Genomic DNA, 23779 nt, shown 5'->3' with positions numbered 1-23779 from the left:
TCTGACGTGCCTAAACAGCCCGATCAAACATCAAGGATCAACTCCCCGCGCCATCGTGGGCTTCTTCGAAGAAGTAATCCTTCCAGCTGTCGGCCTTGTTTTTCAGCACACCCAGCTCGTGCAGTTTTTCGGCGTAGATGAACGTGCGCTGGGGCACGACGGTGAAGTCGATTTCAGGGTCGGAGACGATCTTCTCCACCAGCGGCAACGGCAGTTTCGATTTCTCGACGTCGATGTAGGTCTTCGCCGCCGCAGGCTTGTCCGCCTTGATGATTTTCTCGGCCTCGGCCAGCGCGTCGTAGAACGCTTTGTAGGTCTTCGGGTTTTCGTCGTGGAATTTCTGGGTGGTGTAGAGCACGTTGAACGTCGCCTGGCCGCCCAGCACATCGTACGAACTCAGCACCTTATGAACCTTGGGGTTTTCCAGCTCCTGATACTGAAACGGCGGGCTGGAGAAGTGCGCGCTGATCTCCGAACCGCCGGCGATCAGCGCCGAGGTTGCATCCGGGTGCGGCAGGCTGACCGAGATGTTGTCGAATTTCTTGAAATTGTCGCTCCCGAACAGCTTCGCGGTTTCGATCTGCAAGGTGCGCGACTGGAAACCCACGCCCGCCGCCGGCACCGCGATGCGGTCCTTGTCGGTGAAGTCGTTGAGGGTCTTTACGTTCGGATTGTTACTGAGCAGGTAATTGGGCATCGAGCCCAACGAAGCAATCGCCTTGACGTTCTGCCTGCCCTTGGTCCGGTCCCAGATGGTCAGCATTGGCGGCACGCCCGCCGACACCACGTCCAGCGCGCCAGCCAGCAGGGCTTCATTCATCGCGGTGGCGCCGGAGATGCTGTTCCAGTCGACCTTGATGTCCAGGCCCTGTTCCTTGCCGTGCTTCTCGATCAGCTTCTGCTGCTGAACGACGTCCAGAATCAAATAACCGATGCCGAACTGCTGGGCGATGCTGATCTTGCCTTCAGCGTGGGCGCCGCTGCTCAACAATGCGCCAGCCAGCCCCAATGCGGCGGCGAGCGCGGTCAGTGTCGGGCGCTTGGAGGGTGCAGCTGTCTTTGAAAAATCCATACATTTCTCACGATGAAGGCGAAAGGGGGTGACGGCCTCATTGCCCATCCAGCGGCCACGAGGTGAAGCGTTCGTTGATAAAGCAGATCAGCGCTGCATGCCCCACCGCTTCACGGTCAGGCGCTCGACGTTGCTGAACAGCAGGTTTTCCACCAGCAGACCGATGATGATTACCGCCGCCAGACCCGCGAATACCTTGTCGGTGTACAGCTCGTTGCGATTCTGGAAGATGTACCAGCCCAGACCGCCCTTGCCCGAGGACGCGCCGAACACCAGCTCAGCGGCAATCAGGGTTCGCCAGGCAAACGCCCAGCCGATCTTCAGACCGGCGAGAATCGACGGCAGCGCCGCGGGGATCAGGATGTACCAGACGAACCGCAGCCCCTTGAGCCCGTAATTGCGCCCGGCCATGCGCTGGGTTTCAGAGACCCCGAGAAATCCCGCGTAGGTATTCAACGCCAGTGCCCAGAGCACGGAGTGCACCAGCACGAAGATCAGGCTGTTTTCACCCAGGCCGAACCACAGCAGCGACAACGGCAGCAGCGCGATGGCCGGCAACGGGTTGAACATCGCCGTCAGCGTGCCGAGCAGGTCGCGGCCCAGTTGGGTCGACACCGCCAGCGTGGTCAGGCCGAACGCCAGGACGATGCCGATCAGGTAACCCTTGACCAGGACCGTCAGGGAGATCCAGACCTTGGTCAGCAATTCGCCACTGGCGATGCCGTCGATAAACGCCGAAGCGGTTTGCAGAAAGCTCGGCAGCAGCAAGTCGTTGCCTTGAATGCGCGCGGCGATTTCCCAGATGATCGCGAGGGCGGCGAGGATGACGGCCTTGCGCACCCAGCTCACCTGCCAGATGCGTTGCGCGAGGGGAATGTCGCGGGCCAGGTCTTCCTGCGTGAAAGGCTCCAGCACGACTTCGTATTCTTCCCGCAGAGGGGGTGAAAGGCTCATGGGTGCAATCTCTTGATGGGGTAGCGCGACGAACCGCGATCAGTAGGCAATCCGAACATCCTGAAACCGCAGATCCGGCTCGACTGCAGGTGCTTCGCCCTCGTCGAACAACAGCCGGTGAATGCGCTGAGCAGACGCCTGGAACTCAACCCCGCCAAGGCTTTTCAAGTTGTACTGATGGCTGTTGATCTCGGCGCGCACGCGGCCCGGATGGGGCGACAGCAGCAGAATCCGGTTGCCCACCACCAGCGCTTCCTCGATGGAGTGGGTCACGAACAGCAGCGTGAAGCGCACCTCTTCCCACAACTCCAGCAGCTCCTCCTGCATCTTGCGACGGGTCAATGCGTCGAGCGCGGCGAAGGGCTCGTCCATCAGCAGGATCTTGGGCTGCATCGCCAGCGCCCGGGCAATCGCCACGCGTGCCTTCATGCCGCCGGACAACGTGTGCGGATAGGCATCGGCGAAGGCGCTCAGGCCGACCTTCTCCAGGTAATACCGCGCACGCTCTTCGGCTTCACGACGCTTGAGGGTGCGCGAGGCCAGCAGCGGAAACATGACGTTCTGGATCACCGTCTTCCACGGCGGCAACTGGTCGAATTCCTGAAACATCACAATGCGGTCCGGCCCCGGCTCCCTGACCTGCTGGCCAGCCAGACGAATCTGTCCTTCGCTGGGCTGAATGAATCCGGCCACGGCTTTAAGGAGCGTGGACTTGCCGCAGCCCGACGGGCCGAGCAACACGAAGCGGTCGGCCGGATCGATTTCAAAACTGACCTGATGGGTGGCCCGCACCACGCGTTCCGCCGTGCGGTATTCAAGGCTGACGCCCTGTACTTGCAGCAGCGCTTCAGCGGTGGGCTGATTGGCCTGGTGCGCGTTCAAGCGATCGCTAGCCGTGTGGCTTTGCAGAACAGCGTTCATGGAGCTCTCCTGGATCAGAACGGCGCATCGCCCTGAATGGTGGTGCGGTGCAAGCGACGGCGCAGGTGATCGGGCGTGCCGCCGGCCAGATGAATCAGCGAACGGTTGTCCCAGAACACCATGTCGTTCTCCTGCCACTTGTGGCGGTAAACGCCTTCCGGGCGAACGCTGTGGGCGTACAGCTCTGTGAGAATTGCCTGACTCTCGTCTTCCGGCAGGCCGACGATGTGGGTGGTGAAGCCTTCGCTGACAAACAGCGCCTTGCGCCCGTTCTCCGGGTGGGTGCGCACAATCGGATGGCTGACCACCGCGACCTGGGCCAGCTGTTCAGCGCTGAGGGTCGGGCGCCAGTTATCGGCGTTATGCCCATGGCTGTAACGCGAGGTGTAGCTGTGCGCGGCGCTGCGACCTTCAACGGCCTTGCGCAGGTGCTCGGGCAGCGTGTCCCACGCCAGGTGCATGTCGGCGAACAGGGTGTCGCCGCCTTCGCTCGGCAGTTCCTGGGCGTAGAGCATCGAGCCCAGGCTTGGCAGTTCTTTGTAGGACAGGTCCGAGTGCCAGTACTTGCCCGCATCGCCCAGCCCCACCGGCTGACCGTTCTCGACGATATTGGAGACGATCAAAATTTCGGGATGATTGGCGAGCAGGAACTGCTTGAGCACATGAATCTGCAGGACGCCAAATCGGCGGCTGAAATCGATCTGTTGCTGCGGAGTGATGTGCTGATCGCGAAAAACCACCACGTGATGATCGAGATGCGCTTGATGCACGCGGGCAAAATCGGCGTCGTTAAGCGGACGGGACAGATCCAGACCGACGATTTCCGCGCCCACCTTTTCGGCGAATGGACGCACATCGAACGGCTGACCGGGCGCTTGCGCGGACGAAGCGTGGGAGGCTGCTGGCATGAGAACTCCGACTCCAAAAGGCGTGGCTGAGGAGGGAGGACTTTAAAGCTATAAGAACGGAAGTTTAAATATCGTTAGAGCATATGCATAGCGCCGAACAACCTATCGAAGGCCGTCGGTACTCATTGTCATCACCGCAGCCGCAGGCCCGGAAACGTTGACGAATTTCTACGTTAAAACGCAAAAACGCGCTTGCCCGTCGCCACTCCCTGCAGCCGATGACAGTGCGTCAGCGAAGCGGGAGCAGCGGCGGGCAAGCGCGTTTTTTATCGTTGAGCGCGCGGCAGTTGCTCGCTCAGGCCTTCATCAGAACGCCGGCAGTACCGCGCCGTCGTACTTCTTGTTGATGAAGTCTTTGACTTGCTGGCTGGTCAGCGCTTTGGACAGCTTCTCGATCGCGTCGGTGTGAGCGTTGTCGGTACGGGTCACCAGATAGTTCACGTACGGCGAGTCGGCACCTTCCAGAATCAGCGCATCCTTTTTAGGGCTGAGCTTGGCTTCCAGCGCGTAGTTGGTGTTGATCAGATCCAGGTCAACCTGATCCAGCGCGCGCGGCAGCAGCGCCGATTCCAGCTCGCGGAATTTCAGGTGCTTCGGGTTGGTGGCGATGTCTTTCGGCGTCGCCAGAGCGTCTTTCGGGTCTTTCAGGGTGATCAGGCCGTTCTTCTGCAACAGCAGCAGGGCGCGACCGGCGTTGCTGCCTTCGTTAGGGATGGCAACGGTTGCGCCATCAGGCAGCTCGGCGATGGACTTCCACTTCTTCGAGTAGCCGCCGAACGGTTCAACATGTACGCCGACGCCGGTCACCAGCGTGGCGCCCTTGCCTTTGTTGAAGCCATCCAGATAAGGTTTGGTCTGGAAGTAGTTGGCGTCCAGACGCTTCTCGTTCAGTTGCACGTTCGGCTGCACGTAGTCGGTGAAGACCTTGATTTGCAGGTCCACGCCTTCTTTGGCCAGTTCAGGCTTGATCAGCTCCAGGATCTCGGCGTGCGGAACAGCGGTGGCGCCCACAACGAGCTTCTCGGCGGCGTGTGCAGCGCTGATGCCCAGGGAGAGAGCGGCCGCCAGTGCGGTGAACAGAAACGTCTTCTTCATGCGATGTCCTTAATAGAAATCGGGTCGCCTCGTGGGCGACTGTGCCTTCGATCTGCCGCGGGATCGACCCTTGGCAGGGTGGCGGCTGATGCGGACAGTACCGAGATTTTTTATTCCGAGACAATACTTTTTAGTCGGATGGTTATGCTTTTTCGTTCTCATAGGGCGTTTTCCCACCGGCCCATCAAATACATGAGCCCGAGTGCCCTCAGCGAACAGGCAGATTCAGGTGTTCCGGCAGGATTTCCGCACCGCTGCTGACCAGCAGCGCGAAGTGAATGACGTTCTCCAGCTCCCGCGTATTGCCCGGCCAGTAATGGGCTTCAAGCACGCGCTGCGCGTCCTCGCCGATCAACGGCATCTCGAAGCCGAAGCGCTGGCTGTAAATCCCCAGGAAGTACTCGGCCAGTGGCAGGATGTTGCCCGGCTGCTCGCGCAACGCCGGCAGATCGAGGCGCCCTTCGTTCAAGTAGCGATAAAGCCGCTCATGGAATTTGCCGGCGGCGACTGACAGGCGCAGATCGATGCTGGTCGCTGCGACCAGCCTGACGTCGACCTGGCTGGGCTGCGTGGCGCCGACGCGGGTGACTTCGTGGTTTTCCAGCGCCGCCAGCAACTTGATCTGGATCGCCATTGGCAGGTCGGCGATCTCATCAAGATAAAGGGTGCCGCCGGTTGCCGAGCCGAACCAGCCGGCACGACTGCTGGCAGAACCGCTGTGGGCGCCAGCGGCATAACCGAACAGCTCGGCGTCGGCGTAAGTCGAGCTGATGGCGCCGCAGTTGACCGACACGAACAACCCGGCCCGGTCGCTGCCACGGTGAATATGACGCGCGAGCAATTCCTTGCCCGTACCGGATTCGCCGCGGATCAGCACGGGCAGGTCCAGTGGCGCCAGCAGCTCCATCTCTTCGCGCAGCTGCCGTGATCGAGGATCGACGAACACCAAGGCCTTGGCGCGGATGCTCAGCGGGCTTTTTTCAGCATCAGGGAAGGTCAACAGCGGGTGGCTCGAAATGTCGGAAAGGCTCATGGCAGGCTCCCGCCCGGCCATTCATGGACCCGGGCGTTGAAAAAAAAGCCGCAGCACCTGTCGGTTCACTGCGGCGAAAATGATGCTGAGAACAGTGGGCTCGTGCGCAACGACGGTGACGTGTGCTGATGTCATGCGCGGCGGCGGGTAAGTTGCTCGATACGCCCTTGCAGCCGGTACAGGTAAGCGAAACCCTGCTCCCAACGCTGATGGCCGGACTTCACGTTGATATGGCCAGCGCCGCTGAGGATGCCGATTTCGGCGCCCCAGTTGCGGGCCATTTCCATTGCGCGCAACGCACTGACGGCTGAATCGTTGTCCGAGCTGACCACTTGGGTCGGGAACGGCAGCAGGTGCTCGGGAATCGGCGCGAAATTGCGGATCGCCGGCGGGCAATTGGGGCGTTCGACATCAGCGGGGGCCACCAGCAAGGCCCCTCGCACCTGACGCAAACTCGTCAAAGGCGCCAGCTGCGCCCAATGGGCGACGGTGACGCAACCCAGGCTGTGGGCGATTAGAATCACCGGTGTGCTGTCAGAGGCGATAGCGCGCTGCAGTTCACCCACCCAATCTTCTCGACGCGGCTTGAGCCAATCGGCCTGCTCCACGCGCACGCTGTTGGGCAGGCTGTTCTGCCAGTGAGTTTGCCAATGGTCGTCGGCAGATCCTTGCCAGCCTGGCACGATCAAGTAACGGATCGATTCGTTATGCATGGCCTTCGCCTCCTGCATGGTGCGTTCATGGGGGCGAGTATAGGGATCGGACATATATTCGAAAAAGAATAAGAAGCTATTTATTAATAGCTCGAAAATATATGCCGCTGCATCAGAAGAAGGCGCCAAAAAAGAGGGCCACCCCCTGCCTTAAAGGGGTGACCCTGAGAATCACGCTGTCTGCCCCCAGCTCGCCGGGGATGAGCAGAGATTAAGGGGCGGTTGTTACAGAAATTTTTATCCGGAGAAATTTCCTACAAGCCGGCGAGGCTGGCGCAATGGGCCGCCAGGTATCAACCGCGCGCAGGCTTGAGCACCGAGTCATTTTCAGTCATCCGTTCAAACCGGTTGGCCCGCCCGAAGGTGCCGAAGTCATTGAAGCGCACGCCCATCTCAGCCATCACCTTGTGCGCAACGGATGCCGTCATCTGGCGGATGTAGAAAGGCTCCTTCACCACAAAATGATGGATGCCATGGGTGCTGCCGAAGTTGAAGCAGAACGCCTGCAGCGGCCACATCCACCACGGGTTGAGCACTTGGGTCTGCTGCATGACATTGCCCATCTCGACGTCGCCGTAGTAATGCATGTTCGAACTGACGAAATGCAGACAGAAGGTCCTCAGCACGTTCGGGCCCACCAACACCACAACAGCGATGTCGATGACGTGCATGACCGCCAGCGTATCCGCCGACCATTCAATCGGGCTGCCCATCAGACCGGCAATGCCATTGGCGGCATGGAAGCCGAGAAACACATACCACGTGCCCCAATTCGCCAGCGCCAGAGGCGCATAGACACGCAGGGTGCGCTTGAGAATGCTGAACGTATGCGCCCAGGTTTTCGCGCGCAGCATGCGGATCAGCGACGACATGACGTTATCGCCCACCATCAGCAACCGCGCCACGCCCCATGGCTCGCCGTTGGTGATGGCGCGCTCCTCCATATCGGCCTCGGTGCCGGAGACCTTGTGATGGTTGAGGTGCAGATGCCGACGAATCCATGGGTTGATTGTGCTCGGCCGCGCCAGCCAGACCAGTGCCAGCATCAGGTTATGGGGCACGCGCTGTTTGCGGAAATACATGCTGTGGATCAGGTCGTGTTCAAGCTCGTGGGTCAGCGAGGCGAAGAACGCATTCAGCAGCAGACACGCCCACCAGGCCAGGTAGCCCCCGAGATAGAGCGCCGCGCTGCCGATCATGCCGGCCAGTGCGAAGAACAGGATGCCGGCGCCAATGGCGTCCTGATGCCGTAGCAGCGGATAGCGCTCACGCAACGCGGCACCGTGGGCGGAAACCACGGCACGAATATGCGCTGATCGTTGTTGTGCATTCAGTCCGGCAGCACTTGCAGAAGTGTCGTGCATGATTCCATTCTCCGGTTTCAGGATGAAAAAACGTGGCACCACTGTGCCGCTTGGGGAGGGAAGCTGCCTGACCGTGAACGCCAATCTGTAGACCGGAGGCGCCAACCTGTATGTCTGAGCCGAGCATTCTCGCCAGCTGGACCCGCGCCCTGCGCAAGCAACTCGATGCTCTCGGCCTCGATAGCCTCGCACTGAGTCAGGCTGCGGGCCTGGATCCGCAGCTGATGGATGATCCCAACGCGCGATACCCGGTGACAGTGACCACCCGTTTCTGGGAGCTGGCGGTGCAGGCCAGTGGCGATCCGGCGCTGGGCTTGCGGGTGTCTCGTTTCGTCAGCCCGACGACCTTTCACGCACTGGGTTACGCGCTGGTCGCCAGCGGCTCGTTGCGTGAGGTGTTCGAACGCATCGTGCGTTATCACCCGGTGGTGAGCGACGCGCTGGTGATGAGCTTTGAACGTGTGGATGAGCGTTACGAATTTCGTTTCCGCGTGCCCGACGGCAGCCCGGTGCCGGCCAATGAGGCCATGGACGCCTTCGCCGCAATCTATGTGCGCACCTGTCGCAACCGCCTGGGCCGTCATTACGCGCCGCTGGCCGTGCACCTGATGCGTCCGCAACCGGAAGACCCTCAGCCGTGGCATGACGTCTTCCGTGCGCCGCTGTTTTTCGGCGCGGCGGAGAATCTGCTGAGTTTTGCCAGCGAGGATTTCGACAGGCACCTGGACGATGGAAATCCGGAGCTGGCCGTGCACAACGAGGCGGTGCTCAACCGCACCCTCGAGCAACTAAGTGCACTGACGTGGGAGCGCAAGGTGCGTGGCGCCATCGAGACCCACTTGCCGGAGGGCGAGCCGTCCGCCGAGCACATCGCCCACACCCTGCACCTGAGCCTGCGCAGCCTTCAACGCCATCTGGCCGACGAGGGTTGCCGCTACGACTTGCTGCTCAATCAATGCCGGCAGAATCTGGCCCTGCAGCACATGCGCGATCCCGGTTGCTCGCTCAGTGAAGTCGCCTATCTGCTCGGTTTCGCCGACACCAGCAGTTTCAGCCGCGCGTTCAAGCGCTGGACCGGCATCACGCCAAGCCAATATCGAGAAGGAATGCTGCACTGACGGGTGACGCCCTCAGCCGCATGCGCCGGTCAGGCGATGAAGGGCCGCCTCACGCAGCCATTCAATGTCCAGCACGCCGATAAGAGCGTGATCGCGCCGGACGATCTGCCGTTCGGCGAGCTGCCCCAGCACCCGCTCGACCACCTCACCGCTCAACCCGAGGCAGCGATTCGAGGCCATGTCGGCAAGGGGCACGCTGCGCACGGAGCGGTCCATCTCGCCATAGGCTTCGGCCAGCATCAGCAGCCGAAACGCCACGCGCTCTTCAGTCGGCATCAGGGTGATGTCTTCGATGGCGGGCACGGCGAGGCCGAGCTTGCGCCCCAGCAAATCGCGGAAGTGCCGCCAAAAGGCCGGGTGCTCAGCCAGCAGTTGCTTGAGTGGCGCGTGGGGCATGTGCAGAAGAATGACCGCATCCTGGGCGAACACATCGTGGGTTGCGGGGAGGTCGTCGAACAACGAGGCCTCGCCGAACCAGAAGGGCCGATAGCCTTCTGCCGGGGGCATGTCCCCTTGCTGTGGTTTGAGGGGATTGATGCGCAACGAGCCCGTGAGCAACGCGTACAGACCGGGCGCCGGGTCGCCGCGCTGGAAGATCGATTTGCCGGGCGTCACCCGGCGCTGCCGCATGCTGCTCAGCAAGCTATCCTGCAACAGCGCAGGCAGGTCGCGGAACCATCGGTCGTTGATAAACCATGAGCGCCATTGGGTTCCATTCGTCATGTGAATCTCCTTTTGATAGCCGGCGTTTTGTTGCAGGCTGAGCCGTGCAGCGGGCTCAGCCTTAAAAAATCAGCGGCATGATCCACGTATCCACAGAGGAATAACAATGAAAAACCTCGTCGATCACCTCAGCCAGTACGCGGCCTACCACCGCGACACCCGCAATATCCTCACCCACTTCGTCGGCATTCCCCTGATCGTGATCGCGGTGGCCGTGCTGCTGTCACGCCCCGGCTGGACCAGTTGGTCCCTCGGCGGGATTTGGGTGTCGCCCGCTTTGCTGGTGAGTCTGGCCGCGACGTTTTTCTACCTGCGGCTGGATGCCTTCTTCGGCGTGCTGATGGGTGTTCTGCTTGCGCTGTGCCTGTGGCTCGGCGCCCATCTGGCGCAACAGACCACCATGGTCTGGCTCGGCGCAGGCGTCGGCTTGTTCGTGCTCGGTTGGGTGATTCAGTTTGTGGGCCATTATTACGAAGGCCGCAAGCCGGCGTTTGTCGACGACCTCACAGGCTTGATCATCGGCCCGCTGTTTGTCGTCGCCGAAGCGGCTTTTTTGCTGGGAATGAGAAAGAAGTTGCTGCACGCCATCGAAGCGCGAGTGGGCAAGACGCATCGGCGGGACTTGAAAAAGGCTGCGGTTTAAAGCTCAGACCCACCGCCTTCGCGACCGTAGTAACCTCCGATTGCTCCTACAAGGGATTTGCGTCCGGCCCGGATTGTGAGTACCCACACGAACCTGTAGGAGCGTGGCTTGTCCCGCGATCGGCGACGCAGTCGTCGCAAACTGGATAATGCGGTGCATCAGGCAGAACGCATTATCAGGATTGCTGCCGGTCCCCGGCAGATCGCGGGACAAGCCACGCTCCTACAGGGGTACGCTTAGAGGTTGTCGACTTTCTGCCAGACCTTCGGCTTGAAAAACAACGTCTCGCCCCTCGCCAGTCCGGTCAGGCTGTCATGGTCTTTCACCACTTCGGCTTCGATCAGCTCGGGTTGCCCTTCGACCTTCAGCGTCACCCGCGTCGTGGCGCCCAACGGGCGGATGTCCCGCACTTCTGCCGCGTGGTGCCCTTCCACTTCATGCCGTGACAACGACACCTCGTGCGGGCGGAACAGCACGTGATTGTCATCGCCCAAGTGCAGGCGGTTCGAGTCACCCAGAAAGTGGTAGACGAAGTCGCTGGCCGGGTTCTCGTAGACGTCGCCGGGGGAGCCGATCTGCTCGATCACACCCTTGTTCATCACCACGATGCGGTCCGCGACTTCCATCGCCTCTTCCTGGTCGTGGGTCACGAATACCGATGTCAGGTTGATGTCTTCGTGCAGCCGCGCCAGCCAGCGACGCAGTTCCTTGCGCACCTTGGCATCCAGCGCGCCGAACGGCTCGTCCAGCAGCAACACCTTGGGCTCCACCGCCAGGGCACGGGCCAGGGCAATCCGCTGACGCTGACCGCCCGACAGTTGCTCCGGATAGCGATCCGACAGCCAGTCCAGCTGCACCATGTTTAGCAGCTCATGCACTTTGACCGCGATCTGGCTTTCGTTCGGGCGCTGGTTCTTCGGCTTCATGCGCAGGCCGAAGGCGACGTTGTCGAACACGGTCATGTGGCGAAACAGCGCGTAATGCTGGAACACGAACCCTACGTTGCGATCGCGCACGTCGTGGCCGGAGACATCCTCGCCGTGGAACACAATGCTGCCTTTGTCCGGCGTTTCCAGCCCGGCAATGATGCGCAGCAGCGTGGTCTTGCCACAGCCGGACGGGCCCAACAGCGCCACGAGCTCGCCACTCTGGATATCCAGACTGATGCCGTCGAGGGCCTTGAAGGCGTTGAAATTCTTGCTGACGTTACGGACTTCGATCGACATGAATTATTCCTCCGCCGCGTTTTTGCGCAGACGGCTAATGCGCGCTTCGCTCCACTGCTTGAGCAGCAGGATGAACAGCGCAAGGATCAATAACAGGCTCGCCACGGCAAATGCAGCCACGTGGTTGTACTCGTTGTAGAGAATCTCGACATGCAGCGGCAGGGTGTTGGTCACGCCGCGAATGTGGCCCGAGACCACAGACACCGCACCGAACTCGCCCATGGCCCGCGCGGTACACAGCACCACGCCGTAGATCAGGCCCCACTTGATGTTGGGGACGGTCACGTGCCAGAACATCTGCCAGCCATTGGCACCGAGCAGGCGCGCGGCTTCCTCTTCCTGCGTGCCCTGCTCCTGCATCAGCGGGATCAGTTCGCGGGCCACGAACGGCACGGTCACGAAGATGGTCGCCAGTACGATGCCCGGCAGGGCGAAGACGATCTGGATGTCGTGCTCCTGCAGCCAGGGACCGAACACGCCACGGGCGCCGAACATCAGCACGTAGATCAGACCGGCGATGACCGGCGAGACCGAGAACGGCAGGTCGATCAGGGTGACCAGAATCGCCTTGCCGCGGAACGAGTATTTACTCACGCACCAGGCCGCGGCGACGCCGAAGACCACGTTGAGCGGCACCGAAATCAGCACCGCGAACACGGTGAGCTTGAGGGCCGACAGCGCATCGGGCTCCAGGATGGCCGCGAAGAATCCGCCGAGGCCGTTGCTCAAACCCTGGCCGATCACCACCACCAATGGCAGCAACAGGAAGAACGCAAAGACCAGCCAGCCAAGGCCGATCAGAATGCGCCGCGACACCGCGCTGCCACGACGGGCAGCGTTGGCGGAGGACGCAGCAATGAGCGATGAATCAGACATAGGTGCGCCTCCTCAGTTAGGGGTTTCGATGCGTCGCTGCAACAGATTGATCAGCAGCAACAGCACGAACGACACCAGCAGCATCATCACGCCAATTGCCGTGGCGCCGGTGTAGTCGTACTGGTCGAGCTTCACCATAATCAGCAACGGCAGGATTTCGGTCTTCATCGGCATGTTGCCGGCGATGAAAATCACCGAGCCGTATTCACCCACGCCCCGGGCGAAGGCCAGCGCAAAGCCGGTCAACCAGGCAGGCAACAAGGCCGGCACGAGGATGTGACGGAAGACTTGCAGGGGTTTGGCGCCAAGGCACGCCGCCGCTTCTTCGACTTCCCGGGGGATGTCCGCCAGCACCGGCTGAACCGTGCGCACCACGAAGGGCAAGGTGACAAAGGTCAATGCCAGGGTGATGCCGAAGGGGCTGTAGGCGATCTTGATGCCCATGTCGGCGGCGAACTGGCCGATGAAACCGGTGGGTGTGTACAGCGCGGTCAGCGCGATACCGGCGACGGCGGTGGGCAATGCGAAGGGCAGATCAATCATCGCGTCGATGATCTTGCGACCGGGGAAGGTGTAACGCACCAGCACCCAGGCCAGCAGCGTGCCGATGACGCCGTTGATGATCGCCGCGAAAAACGCGGTGCCGAAACTCAGCCTGAGCGCTGCGAGCACGCGAGGCGCGGTGACGATGTTCCAGAACTGAGCGGCGCTCAGCTGGGACGCGTGGATGAACATGACCGCAAGCGGTATCAGCACAATCAGGCTGAGGTACACCAATGTGTAACCCAGCGTCAGCCCGAAGCCGGGTATGACGGGGGATATGCGTCGCGACATAAAAGTCCTTGGTTTACACACGTTACCCGGAACAAGTCCGGGTCCTTTTATTCCGTGGAGCGCTGCGGTTACTGCGGAATGTAGATCTGATCGAACACACCGCCGTCATCGAAGAACTTGGGCTGAGCCGATTTCCAGCCGCCGAAATCTTTGTCGATGGTCAGCAGATTCAGTTTAGGAAACTGCTTCTCGTACTTGGCGGCCACTTCAGCGTCACGGGGACGATAGAAGTTTTTCGCCGCGATTTCCTGGCCTTCCTTGCTGTACAGGTGCTTGAGGTATTCGGTGGCGATTTCGGTGGTGCCGTGCTTCTCGGCGTTCTTCTCGACAACGGCCACGGGAGGCTCGGCCAGAATCGACAGCGAAGGTACGACGATGTCGAACTTGTCGGCGCCGCCGCCTTCTTTCAGCGCCAGGAACGCTTCGTTTTCCCACGCCAGCAACACATCACCCTGACCGTTGTTGACGAAAGTGATGGTCGAACCGCGCGCACCGGTGTCCAGCACAGGCACATGCTTGAACAGCTTGCCGATGTATTCCTTGGCCTTGGCTTCATCGCCGCCATTGGATTTGAGACCGTAGCCGTAAGCCGCCAGGAAATTCCAGCGAGCGCCGCCCGAGGTTTTCGGGTTTGGCGTGATGACCGACACGCCGTCCTTGATCAGGTCGGCCCAGTCATGGATGCCTTTCGGGTTGCCCTTGCGCACCAGGAACACAATGGTCGAGGTGTACGGGGTGCTGGCGTCCGGCAGTTTGGTCTGCCAATCCGCAGGGAGAGTCTTGCCCAGCTTGGCGATTTCGTCGATGTCGCCGGCGAGCGCCAGGGTCACCACGTCGGCAGGCGAGCCGTCGATCACCGAGCGGCCCTGCTTGCCGGAGCCACCATGGGACTGGTTGATCTTCACGGTGTCGCCCGGGTGGGATTTTTTCCAGTAGCTGATGAATTCGGCGTTGTAGTCCTGATACAGCTCGCGCGTAGGGTCATACGACACGTTCAGCAGGGTGAAATCCTTGGCGACAGCAGAACCGGCAAACACCGCACTGGCGAGCGCGGCCAGCGCATAACGACGAATGGACATGAATCAAGCTCCTGGACGAATTTTCTTTTGTTGGCTTTTCGAGTTGTAGGTCGTGCAGTGTTCGTTATGCGGGAGCGTGGCTCAGCCCTGCTTGTTGCTAGGGTTCTGCAGACGGAATTTCTCTTTGCGCTCGATCTGCACCACCTGCGCGTTGTGCACCGTGATTTCAACCGCGCCAAAACGCAGGTCGCGCAGCGCGCTTTGAATTTCACGCAAAATGCTTGCTTCGTCCTGGCCGTCAACGCTACGTAGAGATGCGCTCATGTTCGTGCTCCTTGAAAGATTTGCCGCAGCGTGGGGGCGACCGCTGCTTGTGGCGTGAGCGCGATATTAGAGACGCAGCGATATTCTTAAAAAGACTATTTAAGAATGCAGATATAACCAAAAGGCATTTACGGGGGTGTGGTCAGCTAGCCGCTTCAAAAGCGGCGATGGGACCTGTAAGCGGTGGCCATGCTGCCGTCTTAAGCAGAGACAAAAACCGGCGCATGGTGCCAGTCGATCTGTTCCGCCGGCATGGGCCGCGCGAACCAATAGCCTTGGCCCAGTTCGCAGTTGTGCTTCAGCAGGAAACCGGCCTGACTGGCCTGCTCGATGCCTTCTGCCAACACGCGCATACCCATCGCCCGTGCCAGGGCGATGATGGCGTTGACGATCGCGATGTCGTCATCGTCGTCCGGCAAACCGGCGACAAAGCCCTGATCGATTTTCAGTTTCTGCACCGGCATGCGCTTGAGCCGCAGCAGTGACGAATAGCCCGTACCGAAATCGTCGATGGACAGTTTCAGGCCCAGATCCCGTAGCCGGTGCATCTGCTCGATGGCTTGATCGGGGTCGTCCATGATCGCGCTTTCGGTGACCTCCAGCTCGAGAAACTGCGGCGCCAGTCCGGTTTCGTTCAGCACTTTGGCCACCCGCCGATCAAGATCACCACGGCCGAACAAACGGCTGGACACGTTCACCGCGACGAACGAGACATTCACGCCCTCCGCCAGCCACTGGTTCATCTGCCGGCAGGCTTCGGTCAGCACCCAGTTATCGATGTCGGCAATCAGCCCGCTTTGCTCGGCGATGGGGATGAATTCACCCGGCGAGACCATGCCCCGTGCCGGGTGCTCCCAGCGCACCAGCGCTTCGACACCTTCGATGGCGCGGCTGTGAAGGTTGTGAATCGGCTGGTAAAACACCCGCAGCTCGTTTTCCTCGACAGCCTGTCGCAGCTCCGCCGCCAACTCGACGCGACGCTGGGCGTGGGCGGTCAGTTCGGCGGTGTACATCGCGTAGCTTTCACGGCCCTGATGCTTGGCCTGTGACAGCGCGGCATCGGCGTTACGCAGCAACTGCTCGGCGGTCAGCGCATCGTGGGGGAAGATGCTGATGCCGACGCTGGCGGTGAGAAACAGCGATTGCCCGCTGACCAGAAAAGGCTCCCGCAGCCCTTCCAGAATGCTCTGCGCCAGTTCGGCGGACTGAACGACCTGCTGGGCGTTTTCGAGCAGAATCGCGAATTCGTCGCCGCCCAGCCGCGCCAGCGTGACGCCCTTCTCCAGATGGGTTTCGAGGCGCTCGGCGGCAGCTTTCAGCACCTCGTCCCCGGCGTTGTGGCCGAGGCTTTCGTTGATGTGCTTGAAGTGATCGAGATCGACGAGCAGAAGTGCCAGGGTGCGCTTATTGCGGCGGGCGTGGGTATGCGCCTGCTCGGCACGGTCGGTGAACAGCAGGCGATTGGGCAGACCGGTCAGCGGATCGTAATGGGCTAGATGCGCCAGCTCGCGCTCGGAATGCTTGATCGAGGAAATGTCGGAAAACACCGCGACGAACTGAGTAATTGCACCGTGCTCATCCCGGATCGGACGGATGCTTTGCCACTGCGGGTAGATTTCGCCGCTTTTGCGCCGGTTCCAGATTTCGCCACTCCACTGCCCTGCGCTGTGAATGGTCTTGAACATGCGTTCGTAGAACTCAGGGCCATGGCGCCCTGATTTAAATTTGCTCGGCCGCAAACCCAGCACTTCATCCTGCTGATACCCGGTGATCTCGCTGAAGGCGCGGTTCACGTGCACGATCACACCCGTGGCATCGGTGACCAACACGCCTTCCAGCGTGGTGTCGAACACCGCCGCTGCCAGTCGCAGACGCTGCATGTCCTCATCCCGGCGCGCCAGTTCGGTGACGCCCATGAATCGGAGCAACCGCGAGCGGGCGAGATAGATCAGCACCGCGCTGAGGGCCAGCCAGATATAACCGCCGGCCTGCTGCGCCCGGCCCAGTTGGGTCGGGTCGTCGATCAGCCGCGGCAGCACATGGTCCATGACCGCCGACCACCCAATCGATACAACCCCGTACAACGTTGCGGTGCGTAGCGCATCCCGGGTAGTGCTCGACATAGATAGAAACAACCTTGCGAAAGACCGAAATTATAGAACAAGAAACATCTTGCGACGCTTATCTCAAAGAGCGGGTGGTTTTATCTGTGAGCTAAGTGATAATGCGCGCTTCTGTCTCAGGGTCTGCTCAGGCGGATCCGTATATTGCACGCGTTACAACCGAGGGCAACTCAGCCTATGTGGAACAACGGTCTGCTCGACCTTTCCGTCTGGCAATTGGTCGCAGTCACCCTGGCGATGACACACGTCACCATCGTCGGCGTCACGGTCTATCTCCATCGCTATTCAGCGCATCGCTCCCTGGAACTCAACGCAGGGCTCAAGCACTTTTTCCGTTTCTGGCTGTGGCTCACCACGGCGCAGAACACCCGCGAGTGGACGGCTATCCACCGCAAGCACCATGCCAAATGCGAAACCGTCGATGACCCGCACAGCCCGGTCATCAAGGGTCTCTCGACCGTATTGCGCAAAGGGGCCGAGCTGTACCGCGCCGAAGCGGAGAACCCGGAAACCCTGCGCATCTACGGCAAAAACTGCCCCGAAGACTGGATCGAGCGCAACCTGTATTCGCGCTATCCCCTGCTGGGCATCGCCATCATGGGCGTGATCGATCTGGCGCTGTTCGGCGTCATCGGCATCACTGTCTGGGCGATTCAGATGATGTGGATTCCGGTGTGGGCGGCGGGCGTGGTCAATGGCCTCGGCCATGCGGTCGGCTATCGCAACTTCGAATGCCGCGACGCCGCCACCAACCTGGTGCCCTGGGGCATTTTGATCGGCGGCGAAGAGCTGCATAACAACCACCACACCTACCCCAATTCGGCCAAGCTGTCGGTCAAGCGCTGGGAGTTCGACATGGGCTGGGCGTGGATCAAGGTGTTCAGCTGGTTGCGCCTGGCGAAGGTTCAGAGGGTCGCGCCGATCGCGCACCGCGTTGAAGGCAAGGGCCATCTGGACATGGACACGGCAATGGCCATCCTCAACAACCGTTTCCAGATCATGGCTCAGTACCGCAAGCTGGTGATCAAGCCTTTGGTGGCGCAGGAACTGGCGAAAGCCGATGCCTCCGTACGTCACCAGTTCCGCCGCGCCAAACGCCTGCTTTCCCGCGAGCCGAGCCTGCTTGAAGACAAGCATCAAGCGCGCATCCAGACCATGCTGGAGCACAGCCACGCTCTGAAAGTGATTTACGAAAAACGCCTGGCGCTGCAGCAGATCTGGGCAAAGACCAGCAGCAATGGTCACGAAATGCTCGCGGCCATCAAGGACTGGGTGCACGAGGCGGAAGCCAGCGGTATTCAGTCGTTGCGTGAGTTCGCCGATCAGCTGAAAACCTACTCGCTGCGGCCTCAACACGCTTGATGCCGTTGATCGGTGACCATTCGTCCGAGTGGCACCGATCGGAACTTAGTGCCATTAGTCCTATCTCATTAACACCTTCGCACTATGCTGTGTGACATGTTGTGGCATGCGCCGCACCTTATTCTGAGATGCAGTGCTCATGGACAACCAGACTCCCCACGTTGAGACCCCCGCCGCAGCAGAAACCCTTCTGGCGCTGATGCATGCCCAGGCGGAAGTGGCGCGCCTCAGCGAGCGCGAGCAGCTGTTCAGCTCTCTGCTGGTCAGCGTCAACGCCGTGTTGTGGGCGTTCGACTGGCAGACGCAACGCATGATCTATGTCAGCCCTGCCTACGAGCGCATTTTCGGCCGATCCGCCGGTTTGTTGCTGGCGGACTACAGCGAGTGGCGCGACAGCATTTACCCCGACGACCTCGATTACGCCGAGCGCAGCCTAAGCGAAGTGCTCGAAAAAGGCTCCATCGAAGACCGCGAGTACCGCATCATCCGCGCCGACGGCCAGGTCCGCTGGCTCAGTGACAAATGCTTTGTCAGTCATCAGGCCGAGCACAGCCAGCGGCTGATCGTGGTCGGCATCGCCGAAGACATCACCGAGAAGAAGCACCTCGAAGACGAGCTGCAGCGTCTGGCCACCACCGACGTGCTCACCCAGAGCAGCAACCGCCGGCACTTCTTCGAGTGCGCTCAACGGGAATTCGAGCAGGCGCGTCTGCAGGGCACGCCAATGGCGTTCCTGTTGCTGGACGTGGATGATTTCAAGCTGGTCAACGACACCTACGGCCACCAGGAAGGCGATCTGGTGCTGCAACGCATCGCCGAATGCGGGCGCAAGACGCTGCGTCGGGGTGATCTGTTCGGCCGAATTGGCGGGGAAGAGTTCGCCGCCGTGTTCCCGGGCTGTGCGCCGGAAATGGCCCAGCAGATTGCCGAGCGGCTGCAGCGTGAGATTCAGCGCCTGAGCTTTCAGTGCAATGACAAAACCTTCGGCATCACCGCCAGCCAGGGGCTGACCAACCTCGGCGATCAAGACCAGAGCCTCGAAGCGCTCTATGCACGCTCGGACGCTGCGATGTACCAGGCCAAGCGCCAGGGCAAAAATCAGATCGTGCTGGTGTAACCCTGCTTTTCTGAATCAACCTCCCGGTCAAGCCACCGTCTTGCTGCGCACCCCTTCCAGATCTGACCTGCTGACCTTCAAGAGCCGCGCCGATTTGCTTTTCGCCAGCGCCTCGAGCGGGTCTTCGAGCCCAAGCAGGCCCATTTGCCCCGCCACATTCATCGCCAGGATTTCGCGGGTAAAAACCCCGGTGTTGTACTGATACACCGCCGCAATCAACTCACGCAGCTCCAGCGGGAGCCGCCAGCGTGTCCGTAATGCGGAGCCAAACGAGGCCGAATACTGCGCCAACGCGCGGCGAATGGTGGCCTCATCCAGCGAGCCTCCAGCGATCAGCCAGTCCTGCAAACAGCGCAACACCGTCAGTTCGCCCAGGCCCCTGAGCAAACCGGCGCAGTAACAGCGCTCGTGATCGAGATCCAGCTTGCGCGCCAGCGTCCGCGCGCAGTCGGCGGTGCGTTGCGAGACCTCCCAGATTTCGGTGGCGTGCAGCAACAACGTTGCATCCGTCAGCACCGCGCCGCGCTTGAGGGCCAGACCTTGCACCAGATTGACGCTCTGAGTGGCGCCCAGCACGGCGAGCGCCTGCCCCAGGGTCTGCACCGGTTTGCCCTGATGGTGGGAAGCGCTGTTGGCGGCGGCAATCAACATCGCGGTGACATGGGGGTCGAGGGTCAGCGCCTGTTCCAGCAACGTCAGATCCACGCCCGACGCCCCGCGACTGCTCGCCACCGCCGCCCTCACCTCAACGAACAGCGGCCCGCCATCGGCCACTTCCCGCCGCTTCTCCAGAAACGCATCCAGCCCGACACCCGGCGCCAGCGCGGGCACCGCACAGGCAACCTGCGCGCCGTCCTGCAACAGCAGCGTTTCCAGCCGTTGCCGCAGGCCTTCCATGTTCAGGGGTTTGGTGAGGTAGGCGGTGGGCGCCAGTTGCACGGCCTCGCGGACACTGACGCTGTCGCTGCGACTGCTCAGCAGAATGAAACGAACCGGCGGCTGACGACGCAACTGCCGCAGCCCGCGCAGCAGGCTCAGGCCATCGACGCCCGGCAACTCGCGGGAAGCGATCACCAGGTCGGGGATATACCCGCTCATCCGCTCAATGGCTTCCCGGCCGTTCGAACAGATGTCCAGCTGCGCGTCGCAACGCACGTCGAGAACCAATTCGTTGAGCATCTCCCGGGCCCAGGGGTCCGATTCAGCGATCAACACGCGGGGAACGGCTAGCGCCTCTACTACGGTCATCATGACTCTCCGGCATCAGTCTCTTCACCATAGTCAAAGACTGCGCAGGGAGACAGACTGAGACGGAATTTTTCGGCGTCCATAAACGAAAAAACCTGCCGAAGCAGGTTTTTTCTGGTAAAGCGGTCAGGTTTTTATCAAACGTGGCTGCGGCTCACCGACGCGGATTCAGGCGATTTCAGCGAAGCATTCTTCGATGATCTTCAAGCCTTTGTCCAACTGCTCGTCCGGCGAGGTCAGCGGGACCAGCACGCGCAGGACGTTGCCATAGGTGCCGCAGGACAGCAGGATCAGCCCCTTTTCACGGGCCTTGGCGATCACTTGTGCGACGGCAGCAGCGTTCGGCTTGTGGGTGTCGCCGTTCTCGAAGCACTCGACGGCGATCATGGCGCCCAGCGCTCGGACTTCACCGATGACCGGATACTTGGCCTGGATGGCGCGCAGGCCAGTGACCAAACGCTCGCCAACGGCCTTGCAGCGATCAAGCAGATGCTCTTCTTCGAACACTTCCATGACCGCCAACGCCGCAGCGCACGCGATCGGGCTACCGGCGTACGTACCGCCCAGACCGCCCGGAGCGATGGCGTCCATGTATTCGGCCTTGCCGCACACGCCGGCCAGCGGGAAACCACCGGCGATGGATTTGGCGAAGGTGGTCAGGTCGGCGCTCACGCCCATCTGCTCCATGGCGAAGAAGGTGCCGGTACGGCCAGCGCCGGTCTGTACTTCGTCAGCGATCAGCAGAATGCCGTGCTTGTCGCACAGTTCACGCAGACGCGCCATGAACGCCTTCGGCGCCACGTAGAACCCCCCCTCGCCCTGCACCGGCTCGATGATGATCGCGGCGATGTCTTTCGGCTCGGCGTCATTCTTGAAGATGCGCTCGATGCTGGCGATGGAATCGTCAACGCTGACACCGTGCAGCTCGTTCGGGTAGATGGCGCGGAAGATACCGCCCGGCATCAGGCCCATGCCGGCCGAGTACGGCACGACTTTACCGGTCAGACCCAGGGTCATCATGGTGCGGCCGTGGTACGCGCCGGTGAAGGCGATGACGCCCGCACGGCCTGTCGCGGCGCGGGCGATCTTGACGGCGTTTTCAACCGCTTCGGAACCTGTGGTCACCAACAGGGTTTTCTTGGCGAAGTCGCCCGGCACCTTGGCGTTGACCTTCTCGCACAGCTCGACGTAAGGCTCGTAAGCCAGCACCTGGAAGCAGGTGTGGGTCAGCTTGGTCAGTTGCTCTTGCACGGCGGCAACGATCTTCGGGTGCAGGTGACCGGTGTTCAGTACTGCGATGCCGCCGGCGAAGTCGATGAACTCATTGCCTTCAACGTCGGTGACGGTGGCGTTCTTCGCGGATTCAGCGAAGATCGGGTGAATTTGACCAACGCCGCGGGGGACAGCTGCTTCGCGGCGTTTCATCAGGGATGCGTTAGTTTTGCTCATCATTTCCTCATTCGCCGCTCATCGGGCGGCGCGGTTCAAGGATCAAGCAGCGGGGGTCAACAGCGACAGCATACGATGATCGACTGTCGCGGCCTCCCGGCCACCCATAGGTTGGTGCCACTGAAACCTGCGAAACGGCGCTCTCGCGTCCCGCAGGTTGTCGAACAGTTACTTCACGCTGCCACTCAGCGGATTCAGATGCTGAGGCAGAGGTATTTGATTTCCAGATAATCTTCGATGCCGTACTTGGAGCCTTCACGGCCAAGACCGGAGGCCTTGATGCCGCCGAATGGCGCGACTTCGTTGGAGATCAGGCCGGTGTTGATGCCCACCATGCCGTACTCCAGGGCTTCAGCCACACGGAACACGCGGCTCAGGTTCTGCGCATAGAAATACGACGCCAGCCCGAACTCGGTGTCGTTGGCCATGGCGATCACTTCGGCTTCGTCTTTGAAGCGGAACAGCGGGGCCAGCGGACCGAAGGTTTCTTCCTTGGCCACGGCTGCGTTTTTCGGCACGTTGACCAGGATAGTCGGTTCGAAGAAGTTGCCTTCCAGGCTGTTGCCGCCGCTCAGCACTTTCGCGCCTTTGCTCAAGGCATCAGCGATGTGTTCCTTGACCTTGGCCACGGCTTTTTCATCGATCAGAGGACCGGTGGTGGTGCCGTCGGCCAGGCCATCACCCACTTTCAGCTTGGCAACGGCAACCTGCAGCTTCTCGGCGAAAGCGTCGTAGACCGCGTCCTGCACGTAGATACGGTTGGCGCAGACGCACGTCTGGCCGTTGTTGCGGTACTTGGAAATGATCGCGCCTTCAACGGCCTTATCCAGGTCAGCGTCGTCGAACACGATGAACGGCGCGTTGCCGCCCAGTTCCAGCGACACCTTCTTGATGTCGTGGGCGCATTCAGCCATCAACTGGCGGCCGATCTCGGTCGAGCCGGTGAACGACAGTTTGCGCACGATCGGATTGCTGGTCAGCTCGCTGCCAATATCGCCGGCGCTGCCAGTCACCACACTGAACACGCCCGCCGGGATGCCCGCGCGCTCGGCCAGTTCAGCCAGTGCCAGTGCGGAGTAAGGGGTTTGCGAAGCGGGCTTGAGCACCATGGTGCAGCCTGCCGCCAGCGCCGGGCCGGCCTTGCGGGTGATCATCGCAGCGGGGAAGTTCCACGGCGTGATCGCTGCGGTAACTCCGATTGGCTGCTTGAGGACGATCAGGCGCTTGTCCGGCTGATGGCCCGGAATCACGTCGCCGTAGATGCGCTTGGCTTCTTCGGAAAACCACTCGATAAAGGAAGCAGCGTAAGTGATTTCGCCTTTGGCCTCGGCCAGCGGCTTGCCCTGCTCCAGGGTCATCAGGCGACCGAGGTCGTCCTGGTTTTCAATCATCAGCTCGAACCAGCGACGCAGCTTGGCGCCACGCTCTTTGGCGGTCAACGCACGCCAGGCCGGCAGCGCCTTGTCAGCGGCTTCGATGGCACGGCGGGTTTCAGCAGCGCCCATCTTCGGCACGGTGCCGAGAATCTCGTTGGTCGACGGGTTGTTGACCTTGATGGTCTGGCCACTGTCGGCATCAGCCCAAGCGCCATTGATGTACGCCTGCTGGCGGAACAACTTCGAGTCTTTGAGCTGCATTGCGGCCTCCTGAACAGCAC

Annotated in this window: 21 protein-coding genes and 1 pseudogene; 4 read left to right on the top strand and 18 right to left on the bottom strand. The window is 61.0% G+C overall.

Features of this window, described 5'->3' with window-relative positions; all coding sequences use genetic code 11:
• Positions 1 to 37 precede the first annotated feature (37 nt).
• The 8 genes and pseudogenes from BBI10_RS18695 to BBI10_RS18660 form a co-directional block, all read right to left on the bottom strand.
• The gene (locus tag BBI10_RS18695) at positions 38 to 1072 is read right to left on the bottom strand and encodes an ABC transporter substrate-binding protein (protein WP_065990999.1); all 1035 of its coding nucleotides are present in this window, start codon (positions 1070 to 1072) and stop codon (positions 38 to 40) included.
• An 87-nt stretch (positions 1073 to 1159) separates the two neighbouring features.
• Positions 1160 to 2026 carry an ABC transporter permease gene (locus BBI10_RS18690; protein ID WP_065990997.1) on the bottom strand — a complete coding sequence of 289 codons (867 nt, stop codon included), beginning with the start codon at positions 2024 to 2026 and terminating at the stop codon, positions 1160 to 1162.
• 39 nt (positions 2027 to 2065) lie between these two features.
• Positions 2066 to 2947 (bottom strand): ABC transporter ATP-binding protein, encoded by an 882-nt coding sequence (locus tag BBI10_RS18685; protein ID WP_065990995.1) that lies wholly within the window; start codon positions 2945 to 2947, stop codon positions 2066 to 2068.
• 14 nt (positions 2948 to 2961) lie between these two features.
• The gene (locus BBI10_RS18680) at positions 2962 to 3855 is read right to left on the bottom strand and encodes a TauD/TfdA dioxygenase family protein (RefSeq protein ID WP_065990993.1); all 894 of its coding nucleotides are present in this window, start codon (positions 3853 to 3855) and stop codon (positions 2962 to 2964) included.
• A 306-nt stretch (positions 3856 to 4161) separates the two neighbouring features.
• Positions 4162 to 4950: a MetQ/NlpA family ABC transporter substrate-binding protein gene (locus tag BBI10_RS18675; protein ID WP_065990991.1), complete on the bottom strand. Its 789-nt coding sequence runs from the start codon at positions 4948 to 4950 to the stop codon at positions 4162 to 4164.
• A gap of 217 nt (positions 4951 to 5167) precedes the next feature.
• A pseudogene (locus BBI10_RS18670) lies at positions 5168 to 5983 on the bottom strand (sigma 54-interacting transcriptional regulator); the annotation flags it as partial.
• A gap of 131 nt (positions 5984 to 6114) precedes the next feature.
• On the bottom strand, positions 6115 to 6696 hold the full coding sequence (locus BBI10_RS18665; RefSeq protein WP_065991371.1) for an alpha/beta hydrolase: 582 nt from the start codon (positions 6694 to 6696) through the stop codon (positions 6115 to 6117).
• A gap of 293 nt (positions 6697 to 6989) precedes the next feature.
• On the bottom strand, positions 6990 to 8060 hold the full coding sequence (locus BBI10_RS18660) for a fatty acid desaturase (RefSeq protein ID WP_065990990.1): 1071 nt from the start codon (positions 8058 to 8060) through the stop codon (positions 6990 to 6992).
• A 110-nt stretch (positions 8061 to 8170) separates the two neighbouring features.
• Between BBI10_RS18660 and BBI10_RS18655 the strand changes: the two genes are divergently transcribed.
• The gene (locus BBI10_RS18655) at positions 8171 to 9178 is read left to right on the top strand and encodes an AraC family transcriptional regulator (protein ID WP_065990989.1); all 1008 of its coding nucleotides are present in this window, start codon (positions 8171 to 8173) and stop codon (positions 9176 to 9178) included.
• A 12-nt stretch (positions 9179 to 9190) separates the two neighbouring features.
• Here BBI10_RS18655 and BBI10_RS18650 read toward each other — a convergent pair whose 3' ends face one another.
• Positions 9191 to 9901, bottom strand: a complete 711-nt coding sequence (locus BBI10_RS18650; RefSeq protein WP_065990988.1) for a Crp/Fnr family transcriptional regulator — start codon at positions 9899 to 9901, stop codon at positions 9191 to 9193.
• Between the two features lie 106 nt (positions 9902 to 10007).
• Between BBI10_RS18650 and BBI10_RS18645 the strand changes: the two genes are divergently transcribed.
• Positions 10008 to 10544, top strand: a complete 537-nt coding sequence (locus tag BBI10_RS18645; protein WP_065990986.1) for a DUF962 domain-containing protein — start codon at positions 10008 to 10010, stop codon at positions 10542 to 10544.
• Between the two features lie 236 nt (positions 10545 to 10780).
• Here BBI10_RS18645 and BBI10_RS18640 read toward each other — a convergent pair whose 3' ends face one another.
• The 6 genes from BBI10_RS18640 to dibA all read right to left on the bottom strand — a co-directional run bounded on the left by BBI10_RS18640 (position 10781) and on the right by dibA (position 16946).
• Positions 10781 to 11770 carry a sulfate/molybdate ABC transporter ATP-binding protein gene (locus BBI10_RS18640; protein WP_065990983.1) on the bottom strand — a complete coding sequence of 330 codons (990 nt, stop codon included), beginning with the start codon at positions 11768 to 11770 and terminating at the stop codon, positions 10781 to 10783.
• Between the two features lie 3 nt (positions 11771 to 11773).
• On the bottom strand, positions 11774 to 12646 hold the full coding sequence (cysW, locus tag BBI10_RS18635; protein ID WP_065990981.1) for a sulfate ABC transporter permease subunit CysW: 873 nt from the start codon (positions 12644 to 12646) through the stop codon (positions 11774 to 11776).
• Positions 12647 to 12658: 12 nt separating this feature from the next.
• Positions 12659 to 13480, bottom strand: coding sequence for a sulfate ABC transporter permease subunit CysT (gene cysT, locus BBI10_RS18630; RefSeq protein ID WP_065990979.1), 822 nt, complete (start codon positions 13478 to 13480; stop codon positions 12659 to 12661).
• 68 nt (positions 13481 to 13548) lie between these two features.
• The gene (locus BBI10_RS18625; RefSeq protein ID WP_065990978.1) at positions 13549 to 14559 is read right to left on the bottom strand and encodes a sulfate ABC transporter substrate-binding protein; all 1011 of its coding nucleotides are present in this window, start codon (positions 14557 to 14559) and stop codon (positions 13549 to 13551) included.
• A gap of 81 nt (positions 14560 to 14640) precedes the next feature.
• The gene (gene oscA, locus BBI10_RS18620) at positions 14641 to 14823 is read right to left on the bottom strand and encodes a sulfur starvation response protein OscA (protein WP_065990977.1); all 183 of its coding nucleotides are present in this window, start codon (positions 14821 to 14823) and stop codon (positions 14641 to 14643) included.
• Between the two features lie 200 nt (positions 14824 to 15023).
• A complete protein-coding gene (gene dibA, locus BBI10_RS18615) occupies positions 15024 to 16946 on the bottom strand; it encodes a phosphodiesterase DibA (RefSeq protein WP_065990976.1) in 1923 nt (640 codons plus the stop codon).
• Positions 16947 to 17123: 177 nt separating this feature from the next.
• Here dibA and desA point away from each other — a divergent pair, with 177 nt between their 5' ends.
• Complete coding sequence (desA, locus tag BBI10_RS18610) at positions 17124 to 18308, top strand: delta-9 fatty acid desaturase DesA (protein ID WP_065990975.1); 1185 nt, start codon at positions 17124 to 17126, stop codon at positions 18306 to 18308.
• A gap of 139 nt (positions 18309 to 18447) precedes the next feature.
• Positions 18448 to 19425 (top strand): GGDEF domain-containing protein, encoded by a 978-nt coding sequence (locus tag BBI10_RS18605; protein WP_065990974.1) that lies wholly within the window; start codon positions 18448 to 18450, stop codon positions 19423 to 19425.
• Positions 19426 to 19452: 27 nt separating this feature from the next.
• Here BBI10_RS18605 and BBI10_RS18600 read toward each other — a convergent pair whose 3' ends face one another.
• The 3 genes from BBI10_RS18600 to gabD form a co-directional block, all read right to left on the bottom strand.
• A complete protein-coding gene (locus tag BBI10_RS18600; RefSeq protein WP_083233181.1) occupies positions 19453 to 20676 on the bottom strand; it encodes an HDOD domain-containing protein in 1224 nt (407 codons plus the stop codon).
• A 165-nt stretch (positions 20677 to 20841) separates the two neighbouring features.
• A complete protein-coding gene (gene gabT / locus BBI10_RS18595; RefSeq protein WP_065990970.1) occupies positions 20842 to 22122 on the bottom strand; it encodes a 4-aminobutyrate--2-oxoglutarate transaminase in 1281 nt (426 codons plus the stop codon).
• A gap of 194 nt (positions 22123 to 22316) precedes the next feature.
• Positions 22317 to 23759 carry an NADP-dependent succinate-semialdehyde dehydrogenase gene (gabD, locus tag BBI10_RS18590; RefSeq protein ID WP_065990969.1) on the bottom strand — a complete coding sequence of 481 codons (1443 nt, stop codon included), beginning with the start codon at positions 23757 to 23759 and terminating at the stop codon, positions 22317 to 22319.
• Positions 23760 to 23779 lie beyond the last annotated feature (20 nt).

This window comes from Pseudomonas graminis (assembly GCF_001705435.1).
GTDB classification, from domain to species: Bacteria; Pseudomonadota; Gammaproteobacteria; order Pseudomonadales; family Pseudomonadaceae; genus Aquipseudomonas; species Aquipseudomonas graminis_B.
Note: the sequence above shows the minus strand (reverse complement) of the source record. Positions and strands in the feature narration are given on the sequence as shown.

Excerpts from the sequence above, each read along its gene's own strand:
- BBI10_RS18695 (WP_065990999.1), bottom strand. The coding sequence starts at position 1,072 with ATGGATTTTTCAAAGACAGCTGCACCCTCCAAGCGCCCGACACTGACC.
- BBI10_RS18690 (WP_065990997.1), bottom strand. The coding sequence starts at position 2,026 with ATGAGCCTTTCACCCCCTCTGCGGGAAGAATACGAAGTCGTGCTGGAG.
- BBI10_RS18685 (WP_065990995.1), bottom strand. The coding sequence starts at position 2,947 with ATGAACGCTGTTCTGCAAAGCCACACGGCTAGCGATCGCTTGAACGCG.
- BBI10_RS18680 (WP_065990993.1), bottom strand. The coding sequence starts at position 3,855 with ATGCCAGCAGCCTCCCACGCTTCGTCCGCGCAAGCGCCCGGTCAGCCG.
- BBI10_RS18675 (WP_065990991.1), bottom strand. The coding sequence starts at position 4,950 with ATGAAGAAGACGTTTCTGTTCACCGCACTGGCGGCCGCTCTCTCCCTG.
- BBI10_RS18665 (WP_065991371.1), bottom strand. The coding sequence starts at position 6,696 with ATGCATAACGAATCGATCCGTTACTTGATCGTGCCAGGCTGGCAAGGA.
- BBI10_RS18660 (WP_065990990.1), bottom strand. The coding sequence starts at position 8,060 with ATGCACGACACTTCTGCAAGTGCTGCCGGACTGAATGCACAACAACGA.
- BBI10_RS18655 (WP_065990989.1), top strand. The coding sequence starts at position 8,171 with ATGTCTGAGCCGAGCATTCTCGCCAGCTGGACCCGCGCCCTGCGCAAG.
- BBI10_RS18650 (WP_065990988.1), bottom strand. The coding sequence starts at position 9,901 with ATGACGAATGGAACCCAATGGCGCTCATGGTTTATCAACGACCGATGG.
- BBI10_RS18645 (WP_065990986.1), top strand. The coding sequence starts at position 10,008 with ATGAAAAACCTCGTCGATCACCTCAGCCAGTACGCGGCCTACCACCGC.
- BBI10_RS18640 (WP_065990983.1), bottom strand. The coding sequence starts at position 11,770 with ATGTCGATCGAAGTCCGTAACGTCAGCAAGAATTTCAACGCCTTCAAG.
- cysW (WP_065990981.1), bottom strand. The coding sequence starts at position 12,646 with ATGTCTGATTCATCGCTCATTGCTGCGTCCTCCGCCAACGCTGCCCGT.
- cysT (WP_065990979.1), bottom strand. The coding sequence starts at position 13,480 with ATGTCGCGACGCATATCCCCCGTCATACCCGGCTTCGGGCTGACGCTG.
- BBI10_RS18625 (WP_065990978.1), bottom strand. The coding sequence starts at position 14,559 with ATGTCCATTCGTCGTTATGCGCTGGCCGCGCTCGCCAGTGCGGTGTTT.
- oscA (WP_065990977.1), bottom strand. The coding sequence starts at position 14,823 with ATGAGCGCATCTCTACGTAGCGTTGACGGCCAGGACGAAGCAAGCATT.
- dibA (WP_065990976.1), bottom strand. The coding sequence starts at position 16,946 with ATGTCGAGCACTACCCGGGATGCGCTACGCACCGCAACGTTGTACGGG.
- desA (WP_065990975.1), top strand. The coding sequence starts at position 17,124 with ATGTGGAACAACGGTCTGCTCGACCTTTCCGTCTGGCAATTGGTCGCA.
- BBI10_RS18605 (WP_065990974.1), top strand. The coding sequence starts at position 18,448 with ATGGACAACCAGACTCCCCACGTTGAGACCCCCGCCGCAGCAGAAACC.
- BBI10_RS18600 (WP_083233181.1), bottom strand. The coding sequence starts at position 20,676 with ATGATGACCGTAGTAGAGGCGCTAGCCGTTCCCCGCGTGTTGATCGCT.
- gabT (WP_065990970.1), bottom strand. The coding sequence starts at position 22,122 with ATGAGCAAAACTAACGCATCCCTGATGAAACGCCGCGAAGCAGCTGTC.
- gabD (WP_065990969.1), bottom strand. The coding sequence starts at position 23,759 with ATGCAGCTCAAAGACTCGAAGTTGTTCCGCCAGCAGGCGTACATCAAT.